Annotated in this window: 11 protein-coding genes; 2 read left to right on the forward strand and 9 right to left on the reverse strand. The window is 38.6% G+C overall.

Annotation, left to right across the window (positions count from 1 at the left end):
- Positions 1–88: 88 nt before the first annotated feature.
- Together MR054_RS16730 and MR054_RS04210 are read right to left on the reverse strand one after the other, a co-directional pair.
- Positions 89–1,333, reverse strand: coding sequence for a FecR family protein (locus tag MR054_RS16730; protein WP_242156310.1), 1,245 nt, complete (start codon positions 1,331–1,333; stop codon positions 89–91).
- A 56-nt stretch (positions 1,334–1,389) separates the two neighbouring features.
- Positions 1,390–1,959, reverse strand: coding sequence for an RNA polymerase sigma factor (locus MR054_RS04210; protein WP_276520142.1), 570 nt, complete (start codon positions 1,957–1,959; stop codon positions 1,390–1,392).
- A gap of 300 nt (positions 1,960–2,259) precedes the next feature.
- Here MR054_RS04210 and MR054_RS16795 point away from each other — a divergent pair, with 300 nt between their 5' ends.
- Entirely contained in the window at positions 2,260–2,409 is a 150-nt protein-coding gene (locus MR054_RS16795) for a PspC domain-containing protein (protein WP_420838779.1), read from the forward strand.
- A 52-nt stretch (positions 2,410–2,461) separates the two neighbouring features.
- Here MR054_RS16795 and MR054_RS16800 read toward each other — a convergent pair whose 3' ends face one another.
- Complete coding sequence (locus tag MR054_RS16800) at positions 2,462–2,605, reverse strand: DUF5679 domain-containing protein (protein WP_420838778.1); 144 nt, start codon at positions 2,603–2,605, stop codon at positions 2,462–2,464.
- Between the two features lie 278 nt (positions 2,606–2,883).
- Here MR054_RS16800 and MR054_RS04220 point away from each other — a divergent pair, with 278 nt between their 5' ends.
- Entirely contained in the window at positions 2,884–4,344 is a 1,461-nt protein-coding gene (locus MR054_RS04220; protein WP_242156312.1) for a YiiX/YebB-like N1pC/P60 family cysteine hydrolase, read from the forward strand.
- Positions 4,345–4,382: 38 nt separating this feature from the next.
- On the opposite strand, the gene MR054_RS04225 is transcribed toward MR054_RS04220, so the two are convergent.
- From MR054_RS04225 to MR054_RS04250, 6 genes are all read right to left on the reverse strand, one after another.
- Positions 4,383–4,622 (reverse strand): hypothetical protein, encoded by a 240-nt coding sequence (locus tag MR054_RS04225; protein ID WP_242083890.1) that lies wholly within the window; start codon positions 4,620–4,622, stop codon positions 4,383–4,385.
- Positions 4,623–4,810: 188 nt separating this feature from the next.
- A complete protein-coding gene (locus MR054_RS04230; protein WP_242156313.1) occupies positions 4,811–6,229 on the reverse strand; it encodes a glycoside hydrolase family 5 protein in 1,419 nt (472 codons plus the stop codon).
- Between the two features lie 34 nt (positions 6,230–6,263).
- On the reverse strand, positions 6,264–6,476 hold the full coding sequence (locus MR054_RS04235) for a hypothetical protein (RefSeq protein WP_242156314.1): 213 nt from the start codon (positions 6,474–6,476) through the stop codon (positions 6,264–6,266).
- A gap of 57 nt (positions 6,477–6,533) precedes the next feature.
- Entirely contained in the window at positions 6,534–8,801 is a 2,268-nt protein-coding gene (locus MR054_RS04240) for a glycoside hydrolase family 3 N-terminal domain-containing protein (protein ID WP_242156315.1), read from the reverse strand.
- 26 nt (positions 8,802–8,827) lie between these two features.
- The gene (locus MR054_RS04245) at positions 8,828–9,793 is read right to left on the reverse strand and encodes a sugar phosphate isomerase/epimerase family protein (RefSeq protein WP_242156316.1); all 966 of its coding nucleotides are present in this window, start codon (positions 9,791–9,793) and stop codon (positions 8,828–8,830) included.
- A gap of 420 nt (positions 9,794–10,213) precedes the next feature.
- Positions 10,214–12,547, reverse strand: coding sequence for a glycoside hydrolase family 3 N-terminal domain-containing protein (locus MR054_RS04250; RefSeq protein ID WP_242156317.1), 2,334 nt, complete (start codon positions 12,545–12,547; stop codon positions 10,214–10,216).
- Positions 12,548–12,553: the final 6 nt, after the last annotated feature.

Genomic DNA, 12,553 nt, shown 5'->3' on the forward strand with positions numbered 1-12,553 from the left:
ATAATTGATACATCGGGGATTGAGAGTTATACTTTCCACGGTCTAAACTCGGTCCCCTTTTTATTTAGCAATAGTGCTAATTAAGGTCTTATTCCAGTGTAATTATTTTTCCATTTATTTTATAGTTATTGATTATACTTAATGTCTTTATTGTTTCTAAAATTTCTTCCAGATTTTGGTTTTTCCCCAATACGCCTTTAAAAGTAATTTTTTCAAGTTCTTTGTTTTCAAAAACAACGTCTACATCATACCATCGCGAGATGACCTTCATAATTTCTTTTAGTGGTTTCCCTCTAAAACTAAATACACCCATTTTCCAGGACACTACACTTTTAATATCTACTTTTCCAATAGAAACAGTTTGAGATACTACGTCAACATTGGATTGGAAACTCGGCGATAAGTTTTGTCGTTTACCATTATATTCTAAAGCCACCTTACCTTCAACCAGAGTGGTATAAATGTTTGTTTCATCCCTGTAAGCTTTGATATTGAATTCCGTTCCTAAAACTTCCACTTCCTGTGCCTTATTAAGAACCTTGAATCTGGCACCATTATGCGCAGTACTTGGAGACACATCAAAGTACGCTTCTCCATACACCAATTCCACTTCACGGGCTTGACCCTCCATAAAATTTACCGGATATTTTAATTGAGATTCAGAATTCAACCACACTTGGGTACCATCGGACAGTTCGATAACAAACTGCCCGCCTCGAGGTACCGTCAGGTGATTAAATACTAACTCAACTACTTCCTGTTCCTTATTTTTATAAACGATTTCCTCACCGTTACTTATCGCATTTTGGGTTTGAATGGGATTTCCTTTTTCCAAGGCTATTTGTGAGCCGTCCTCTAATGTAAGTACGGCTTTATCGGTGCCGGGTTCAATGGTATTGGTATTTGCAATTGTTGGGGTAACCACATCGTCAGCAGATGAATTAAACAAACTAGCCTTAAAGAAATAGGTGGTGGCCAAAACGCCGACCAGAATCGCGGCTGCGCTATATTTAAACCAAGTCCTTCTGTACAATGGGATCACTTTTGTTTTCTTCACGGTGTTCAGGATTTGAGCTTCTAGGCGCTCATACACTTTGTCGGAATCCGTTAGACTGTATATGGCGAGTTTCTTTTGGATACTCTCATTACTGGTAATCTTTTTATAAAGCTTTCTGTTTCTATCCTGATTTAACCAATCGTCAAGTAGGATCTTTTCTTCCTTGGAAAGAATTTTTGCAACGGATTTAAAAATGAGTTGCGCGATTTGATATTTGGATTTTTCTGGTGTCACTGTCTTTAAATTATAGGTCGTATTGATGCTTTTAAATGGCACTTATAACACTATGACTTAAAAAAGTGATTTTTGGGTGGAAAAAAATTTAAATAAAATTAAAGCATGGACAAAAGCAGTTGATAAATCGGGTAGTCCTTAAGCTGTTTTTTTAGAAGTTCAATGGCCCTTGCTCGCTGGGATTTAACGGTATTGAGGCTTATTTGCAATTCTTCAGCAATGTCCTTGTACTTCATGCCTTGAATACAGGATAATTCAAAGACCTTCCGGCTTTTTTGCGGTAAGTTTTCTAAGGCCTGAAATAAAATGGAGTGTGTTTCTTCCTCTATTATGAACTGCTCCATTACGGCTGCGGCATCATGTTTATCCAGATCCAACCGCACAAATTTTTTTTCTTTTTTCAAGTAATCCAAAGATGCATTTCGGACCATGGTGTATAAATAAGATTTTAAATGTTTAATCTTATTTAAATTTTGACGTTTCTGCCAAAGCGTTAAAAGCACCCCTTCCACAATGTCTTCAGCAGCATAGGTGTTCTCCACGTATTTAAATGAAAAGGCAAACAGTCTTTTATAATACGCATCAAATATGACTTTAAACATTTGCCTGTCCCCCTGTTTTAAAAGAGACTCAAGAGAAATTTCCGTATTTGAGTTTTTGTTATGCAATTAAATAATCCCTAAAGCGAAGTAAATTAAAGGAATTAATACGATACATTGCAAATTAATCATCTCTTAATTATTAAGTACTCCTACTTTTGAGATACCACTTCTTTTCTAAGGGTTGTATGTCTAAACATTTCTGCATGGAACGCCCTTCCAATTTACGTCTTGAACAAGTTCTTATTCCCTTGTATGGATTGTATTACTGATTTTTTGCTTTACTCCTTTAACATAACGGTCCTAAATGGTTAAAAATATATTAACCATATTCCCTATATTTGATGTATTAATAAATACATTAAAATTATGATTTTAGGCGTTTCAGAATGGTTAAGTGGGAAATTAGGGTGGAAAACATCGCATATCCGAATTGCTTTTGTCCTTTCCGTGTTACTCTTTGGGGTCGGTATTGGACTTTATATCATTCTCTGGTTAGTCAAATTATTTTCAAAATAACAAAAAAGGGAAGCTACACGCTCCCCTTTACATTTTGAACTAAAAAAATGATCTATGCCTTTCCAAGTATCCTGAACATGCCTGTTCCGCAGGTGGGGCAACTGCCTTTCATCGCTTTTCTGCCATTTTTCATTATCGTTTCTGTAGCATTTTTAATTTCCTTTTTAGATTTGCACTTTACACAGTATCCTTCCATAATTTTATGTTATTAAGTTAGTTGGATTATTTTCCATAAATTTAAGATTAAGTTTGCCAACTTCCAAACGAAATCTTACTCTTTACTACTTTTCCGTAACTATCCGATATTATCCCCTTATTATAATGCCCTAAAAATGCCCTCATAATAAGGATGGACCCTGTGCTTTTGGTAGCTTATATGGGGACCCCATCATCTTCTCGAGGGTCATGGTGCAATTCCAGTTAATTATCATTACATTTCAATGCCATATAACGGCCATTTACAACAAAGACCCGATGAAAAAGATCTATTTACTGGTAAAAATAGTTGTGGTCCTCTATATGTTGCTCTTAATTCCATTGCCGGAAGGTAAAAAGGAATTTCACAGAGCTTCAAGGACGCCTTTTACCTGGAATCAGGATTCCCTTTGGAAAAACTTAGAGGATACCTTTCTCATGGCCAAGCGTTTATCCCCCGTGAAACTGGATGCTATGGTGGAACAAATGCGTGCGGATGCCGATGTCCTTTTGGCAAAATACGAAGATAGTATCTACGGCCCTACCCGTAAAATCCATGATTCCATCGCCCATCAGTTTTTCAGGATTGCGCCATTAATAGCGGCACAAGACAAAAAATCGGATTGGTATATCCGATACTATAATGCGGTGCGCCGTCAATTGAAAATGGATTCCCGTTACTGGGATATGTCTACGCTGAGCGCTCGAAATACGTCTTATAAACTGCTATATGGGCTGAGAGCAGCGGTAGAGGAAATACTGTTACAATCTCATACAGATGAATTTATCGCCACCATGCGTGTTGCAGACGAGCCCTCGGTAACGCCCGCAATCGATATGCTGGGCATAACCGTACACAGCGGAGATCTGCTTGTTAGTCGGGGTGGCGCAGAAGTTTCTGCTTTTATCTCCCGGGGAAATGATTATCCCGGTAATTTTTCTCATGTGGCCTTAGTCCATATTGATAAGGATACCCGTACCCCTTATTTTATCGAAGCCCACATTGAGAAAGGTGTTGCCATAGCTTCACTGGACCAGTATTTGAAAGATAAAAAACTACGCTTTATGGTGATGCGGCCCCGTTTTGATCTTCCGGAAATACAATTGAATCCCATGCTGCCCTATGAGGTGTCTGAATACATGTATAAAGAAGCTCAAAACAAACATATTCCCTATGATTTTAAAATGGATTATCACGATGCTTCAGCGATGTTCTGCTCGGAAGTGGGATCGTATGCTTATAAGCATTACGGTATTCGGTTATGGGAATTTCAGTCTACCATTTCTTCAGATGGAATTATAGATTGGTTAAACGCCTTTGGCGTACAACACTTTGTGACACAAATGCCTTCAGACCTTGAATATGACCCCATGTTAAGTGTGGTAGGCGAATGGCGCAATAAGGAGGTTCTTTTTCAGGACCATGTGGACAATGCGGTTATGGATGCCTTGATTGGTCTGGCGAATACGGGCGAGGAACTGGGATATAATCTATGGGCGCTGCCCCTGGGACGCGGTATTAAGGCGTATTCTGCTGTTTTAAATAGTTTTGGAAAGGACGGTGTTATCCCGGAAGGCATGGATGCGACAACCGCACTGAAAAACAATTATTTTGTTAACCGATTTCAACGTCTTAAATCCAAAACACTCCAAAAGGCGGAACTATTCCAGAATGAAAACGGGTATTTGCCCCCGTATTGGCAATTGGTCCGGTTTGCTGAAGCGTCCCAGGTCAAATAGACTATACGATAAGACAAAATGTGAAATGCAGTTTTAAATTAACTCAGGTTACCCGTCAGGGCGGCACCTAATAAAACTACGAGTGCAATTCCGACTAAGACAACCAATGTTACAATTAAAGTTATTACAAAAACGGCTAACCAGCAGCCTTTATTCTGGGAGGTTTTACTTCTTTTCCCCAGACCAAACCGGTAACCCAAAAACAGTAATGGAAATAAAATGCCAAAAAAGAGAATCAATACGAACAGTACGATATGCCCAAAATGAAAATTACTCATCCTTAAATCTTTGTTTCAGTTAGCGTTCTAAAGATACTCAAATTCGTGAGGTACGTTTAAAAACCCCACACTTTATGTGCAGCTTTTCATAAGCTTGCTCACTAAGAGGGCAAAGTCCCACCAATCCTGGATTGGCAAATCTCTACATCAACTATACCAGGCCCTGTAAAGGCCTTATATACGGATTTTTAATGATACGGACTAATGGCCTCCCAAAACGCTGGAACAGCGTTTTGGTCACAATTCTCAAATTTTATGTTTTCAAATAAAGTACCATTTTCCCATTGCTGTATGTCATCCCATAAATTATTTCCTCCCACATCTAAAGGGATTCTATTACTTATATAATTAGGGTCATTTCTATCAGTATGTGTTTTTAAGGTCCATAATGCCCATCCAAAACCAAGGTCACTCATGTTTTTAAGGTTCGTAAAAAGTCTTACATAGTTATCATCTAAACCGGTTTCACCACAAAATAAAGGGACATTATGGGCCTTACTAAAGGCTACGGCAGATCCAAACAAATTAATGTTGTCCTTATCTCCATTTATTGCAGTGATAGAATTATCAGCTCGATATCTATGAAAATTAAACACCAGATTACTTCTATTGTCCATATCTGATGGGTAAATAGATACACCGCTTGACAAATAATCGTTCCCAAAGTCCCCACCTTGCAGAAGGATCAGGGTTTCATCACCATTTCCTCTAATATCATTAATCATGGTATTATAGCTATTTCTTAAAATGCTCATTTCATTTTCAGTTAGATCTACTAAGGAACCTGAAGGCCTGTGATGGGGTTCATTAATGAGGTCATACATACAGATTGTACTTTCGTCTTTATAACGTTTAGATATTTTATCCCAAATCCTAAATAGTACTTCTCTGTTTTTGGAATCTGCAAAAAAATCACGCCCTCCAAATGAAAAATCTTCCATCATTTCATCCGTTATGGGGACATTGTCCCCAGCCGTACCCGGTACGACATGCATGTCAAGAATAATATAGATTTGATTGGTTTTACACCAATTCACCATCTGATCTATGATTTTAAAACCGTCAATATTACTTTGTGATGCCAAGGTATTATGGTTTACCCAAGACAGAAGATTGCTCTTATATGAATTATAGGCCACTTCTTTTGCTGCTCCGTCAGCATAAATGACATCGAGTCGTTTTTCCCGTTGTTCATCCGTTAAGAACAATTCATAATGCAATGGCAAACGAATGCAGTTATAGCCTTTTGAAGCAATGAAATCAATATCTGCACTGGTAATAAAGTTTGAACGATATTGATCAAAATAAGCTTCAATTTGTGCTTTGCTTTTTCCTGAGTCAAACAATTTTCTTTTCATGGCGGATTGAGACATCCCTCCATGGCTACCCGACATAAAACCTTCCATCACCAGCCATTGGCCCAGGTTTACACCTTTTAATAGTACAGTCTCATTATTGCTGTTTGCAATTCTATTCCCAACTGCTTTTAAGGCATTACTTTCAGATGGGTTATGCTGACTTTTTGCACTGCAAGAAAATAACATGACTATGAATACTCCCCATAAGGGGCGTTTATATATGTTAGATATCTTTTTTATTTTATTCAATACGTTACTCTTTTAAAATAGTTTCTACGGCATCTCATGCTTCACTTGTATATTCCAGATTATTTTGGATGCCAACAGCATCTTCAATAGGCGAGACTGAACTGACCCCAATGGTGACAGATGTTACCCGATGATCTCTTAATACCCAGGCTAAAGCCAATTGAAACATGTTTTGACCACGGCCAAGAGTAATTTTGTTTAAAGTTTTTTTAGATTCAGAGGGCCTGTAAGATGAAATTATTGGCATATCGATCTTCGTTTGCTGTATAGGTCATTATACTTATTTATGAATGAAACAGAATTGTTATCGATTAATGATTTCAAACTTTACTTTTTGATCGTTTACCAGAATGTAAAAATCCCCTGATTCTAAATGCACATTCCCTCTGCTATCAAGATAACTTAAGTCCCTAAGAGGATCTATTTCAAAACTATATTTGATGGTTTCCCCTGCTCTGATGTATTTTTTTTCAAAATATTGTAACTCTTTCATGGGCCTGGAAATATTTGCAATGGGATCCCTTATATACCACAGAACAGTCTCTTTTCCATCTCTTGTACCCGCATTAGTTACCTCAACTTCCGCAATCAGAGTATCTGTCTTACTTATTTCGGATTTGGACAGTTTAATTGGCCCATAGTCAAATGAACTATAGCTTAAACCATGACCAAACCAGTACAGAGGATCTCTGGGAATATCTTGATAATGCCCCAAATTAGGACGGGCAGGTTTCCGCATATTGTAGTACATTGGAATTTGGCCGGTGGTTTGAGGAAATGTCATGGATAGCTTTCCTGAGGGATTATGTCTTCCTGATAAAATACCTGCGACAGCAGATCCCGCTGCAGTACCGGGCTGCCATATTTCTATAATAGCATCGGCCCACCGGTTTAATCTTATCAATTCCAAAGGTCTTCCACTGGACAGTATTAACACAATGGGTTTTTTAGCCTTTAAGAGCTCCAACACTAAATCTTCTTGAATTTTAGGCAGTGCAATGCTGGATCGGGAACCATTTTCTCCACTCCAGTTCCTTTTTTCTCCCAAAAAAATCAAAACTATGTCTGATTTCTCGGCGGTCTCCAGAGCTTCTTTAAATCCACTTCGATCCTCGCCTTCAAAATCACAGCCCGCGGCAAAATTTAGGGCAACCTCATTTCCAAATTCCTTTTCCAACCCTTCATAGATGGTTTCTACATCCTGTGACCTTCCCATGCCCTCCCAAAAACCCATAATATGTACGGAGTCCTTAACCATGGGACCAATTATGGCTAATTGTTTATACTTAGAGGTAATGGGTAGTGTTTTATTATCATTTTTCAGGAGTACCATGGATTCTGAGGCTAATTCTTCAGCGACCTTTAGGTATTCGGGAAGTAAATAGCGCTTGTCTTCAGGAACGACATCCACATATGGGTTTTCAAATAACCCCAATTTCATTTTAACGCGTATTATGCGTCTTACAGCGTCATCAATGGCAGACATAGATAGTTTCCCCTCAGCTACCAATTCCGGTAGGTGATCTATGTAAACATCGTCCACCATATCCATTTCAATTCCCGCCAAGAAGGATTTTAAACCTGCCTCTTTTCTATCTTTGGCAACACCTTGATCCACTAAATTTCGGATTGATCCCCAATCCGATATAACAAAGCCATCGTGTTGCCATTGGTCTTTTAAAACTTCTGTAAGGGTGTAGTGATTCGCTGAGGCTGGAACCCCTGTAATATCATTAAATCCACTCATTACAGTAGCCGCACCTGCTTTTATCCCTGCCTGAAAAGGGGGTAGAAATGTTTCCCATAAGGTTTGCATGGATACATCACTATAGCGATAATCTCTTCCCCCTTCAGACAAACTGTAACCAACATAATGTTTTAAGCATGCTGCTATCGTGTATTTATCGGCAAGATCTTCTCCTTGATACCCTTTTACTGCAGCTATGGCGAACTGAGAATTGGCGTAAACATCCTCTCCATAGCCTTCTGATACACGACCCCATCGTGCATCTCTGGCCACATCGAGCATCGGTGAAAACGTCCAATCAAGACCCGATAGCCACCCTTCCTTTGCCGCTATTTTACAAGATTCCTTAACAAGATCGGTGTTCCAGGAACAAGCTTGAGCCAAAGGGATAGGAAAGACCGTACGATACCCGTGTATGGCATCGAAACCAAAAATAATCGGAATCCCTAAACGTGATTCGGTCATCGCTTTTTTTTGAATTTGATTGCGATATTCCGGATGGGTACTTCTATAGAGTAACGAACCGATTAAGGGGCTAACCTCCTTCATTTTATCGCCAATATTATTTGGATTGGCATTCTTCCCATAGGTCCATTGGTTCATTTGCTTTATTTTTTCATCCAGAGTCATGAGACCCAGCAAATGGTCAATCCGATCTTCAATAGGGACATTTCTATCCTTGTACAGGTACTTTTGCTGTTGTGTCTCAACGTTATTTTCACCAGTTTTTAAGATAATGGCATAATCATTTGAATGGGGTTCCTGACCCAGTATGATAAATTGATGAATAAAAAATAGGATAATAAATACATTGAAAGTTTTCATTGAGTTGTTATTATTTCAGGTTTATATTATTGTTCTGCTATTTCCTCAGTTTCCAGTTCTTTACGCAATAGGTCTAACATATTTTCAACACGGTAAAAGGGATCGTAAAACTCACCTTTCACCTTAAGCGTTTCAACAGGAACTATCCCTTTGTAGCCTCCATCGGTTATTATTTTTACTAATTTTTTGTAATCGATGGGGACCTTTCCACCATACCCATCAATATATTCCTTTACTTGCCAGTTTATGGCATATGGAACAAGCATGGCTATATCCTTATAAGGATCATCGGTTGTAAAGTTTCCTGTATCGACAATAATGTCTGCCCATTTTGAATTCAATTGTTTTAAAACATACAGGCATTGCGCAGCAGTTTGAAGCATCTCCCCATGGTTTTGAATTCCAATTTTAACGCCAAATGCCTCAGCCGTTGGAAGTAATTCATTATAACAGTCGATCATCCAACACGCCGGTTCCTTCCAGTTATTCTCATAACCCTCAGGAATTCCCCCGGCAAAAACACGAAGGACCGGAGCTCCGAGTTTAGATGCAACTACAATCCATTCTTTCGCCAAGGCTACGCCATCTGCTCTTACTTTGGGATCAGGAGAGGCAAAATTGTTGCGAATTCCTGCACCGCTAATGGCAATACCAAGTGCATCAGCCTTATTTTTAAATGTTGTGATATAGTCATCGGATGGTACTTCCGGATAGGTTGGGAAGAAATATCCTGTAGGGTCCAGTGCTTGAACCCCTTTATAATCGCACCAGTCTAACAAGTTAAAAAGTGTATATACCTGCTCTTGGTCTCTAAAATCTTTGGCTTGAAGTAAATCTGCAAATGAATACGCGTTGACACCAAAAATTATGACAGATTCATTTTCTGCTGAAATAACCGGATTATTTAAAATTTTTTTGCACGATAAAAGTCCTAAAAAACTAAAAATAAGGAGATTGGTTTTGAATTTATTTTGAGAGATTATATTCCTCATAGCCCTTATTTTGAATTGGAAATATTATCCGATTCAAATATTAAAATTTTTAAATATTCTTAAGGTTTTAAATGTTCATATAAATGGGTGTATTTGTGTTTTTGTTCAATAATGGACCTTATTTTATCCTGTATATAAGTCCATTGAAGTTTGTCCCCGTTTTTGTTTAAAAGAGATGGATTACCATGTGAGTAAAGAGTGGAATAGGAGCTTCTTTTAAGGTTTCCCAAATCTCGGTACGATTTGCCGAAAGGCAGTTACCCAGAGCCATTGGTTTAATATTTAGAAAAGGTATTTCATTTTAGTGCTGCGCTTCCTTTACTCTTGTCGTAATCGCTATCAAATAATCAATAATAAGCTCCGTTCTCCAAAGCTAAAAACGTACAGTTCTTTTGTAAAAGAATCCGAATTAATAGGTTCCTATTTATTTTTTATCCTAAGTGTTCTGGTAATAAGTTCTTGAGAATTAGGCCCTACCATAATGTCAAATTCACCGGGTTCTACAACACGATTCATGGCTAAATCAAAAAAATGAAGTTTCTTTTTATCTATAGTAAATGTTACGGTTTTTGTTTCTCTCCTTTTCAAAGAAATGCGCTCAAACCCTTTAAGCTCTTTCATTGGCCGTGTCACCGATGAGACCTTATCTCGAATATACATTTGAACGATTTCATCACCAGCGCGATTTCCAACATTGGTCACATCAACCGAAATGGTTACCAGTTCTCCAATATTTGCTTCAGATTTACTCAATTTTATGTTTGAATATTCAAACTTTGTATAGCTTAAACCAAATCCAAAATAATATAATGGATCATACGTACCTTCAACAAAACTGCGCTCATGTACAATGGGCTTATGGTTATAATAAACGGGAAGTTGCCCTACGCTTTTCGGAATGGTAACGGTTAATTTTCCGCTTGGGTTAACCTCACCGAAAAGAATATTGGCGACTGCGGTTCCCTGTTCCTGACCTAAATACCAACCTTCTATAATAGCAGGGACATTTTCAGTCACATAATTAATAGCTAAGGGGCGCCCATTAATTAGTAACACGGATGTGTTTTTATTGACCTCCAGGATTTGTTTAGTCAGTTCATCCTGACCTCCCAATAAGGTTAAATCAACCCGATCACCGGTATGATCTTCAGCCCAACCTTCTCTGCATGTAAATTCATTGCCTCCCAGTACCAGTATAACCGTGTCACATTTTTCTGCAAGAGCAACGGCTTCCTTTAGGCGTTCCACAGCGCGCTCTGCCGTTTTTTCTGAAGCAGGTAAAAGCGTATCGTTTTCATAAATTTGGAATCCTTCGGCGTAATGTACTTCAAATTCTCCATTAGCATAGGTTTTAATCCCCTCTAATATACTTACGCCTTCTTTAAAAACATTTGAATATGTTCCATAATGCACTTCATCGGCGTTTGCCCCAATAACGGCTAGCTTTTTGATTTTGGCCTTATCCAATGGAAGTGTATTGTTATCATTTTTTAAGAGTATCATCCCTTGTTCAGCCGCTTTTAACGCCAATTTTCTATGGTCTTCTTGAAAAACCAATCGTTCTTTTTTTGGAATTTCTTTGACATAAGGTTGTTCGAATAACCCCATTAAAAATTTATTGCGAAGTACTCTTGCAACAGCCAAATCCAATACAGCCTCTTTAATAGATCCCTCCTTTATTAACTGTGGCAAGTATCTGAAGCAATATTTATCGCGTCCACTTGGGCATTCAAAATCCATACCGGATGTTAAAGCCCTTTCTGCGGCCTCCTTTTTATCATGAACAACATGCTGACGATAAATCATACGCCGAACAGCATCATAATCCGAAATAACATAGCCGGTAAAGCCCCATTCACGTCTTAAAATATCATTCAGTAGCCAGGAATTCCCATGACTTGGCACGCCATCGATTTCGTTGTAAGAAGCCATTACGGATCGTACATTAGCATCCTTTACAATGCGTTCGAAGGGATAGAAGTGCGTTTCCCTTAAGACACGTTCGGAAAGATTTACCGGAGCCAAATTGGTGCCCCCTTCAGGCTCACCGTGAGCTCCAAAATGTTTTGCCGTAGCTATGAGATGATTTGGCCCTATTCGCTCATATCTTCCTTGAATACCGAAGATTGCCGCAACCCCTATTTCAGCGACTAAAAAAGGATCTTCCCCATATAATTCATCGCAGCGCCCATACCTTGGATCCCTTAATAAATCAAGGACCGGAGTAGCTGCATGTGTTATACCATATAAGCGCATTTCTTTTCCAATAGCCGTGTAAATAGCTTCAATTAAATCTTTGTTCCACGTACTTCCCATGCTTAAGGGCACAGGAAAGACCGTCCCTTCCGCCCCAACGAAACCATGACATCCTTCACCGTTAGAGATGGCCGGTATGCCCAGTTCTGTTTCTTCAATAAAATATTTTTGGATGGCATTGAAATTTGCCCTGTATTCATCTATTGGTAATTGCGTGTCAAATTGTAAAAATCCGATACCCCTGGACAGGGTATCTCCCATGGTCTTAAATTCCCTATTTAAAATCTTTCGGTCACTTATATTCAGTGCCTTTGCATGATAAATATCGATTTGCCTCGCTTTATCCGTGATGGTCATTCGACTCAAAAGATCTTTAATTCTATCCTCAATGGGGGCATTGGCATCTTTGTATATGGGTCTATTCCATTTTTGAGAATAGATTGGTGATAGACATAGTAAAAAGAAAATGCTTGGAAGAATTAAAAGGGGATATCTCATGTTTTT

This window comes from Aestuariivivens sediminis (genome assembly GCF_022662105.1).
Taxonomy (GTDB): domain Bacteria; phylum Bacteroidota; class Bacteroidia; order Flavobacteriales; family Flavobacteriaceae; genus Aestuariivivens; species Aestuariivivens sediminis.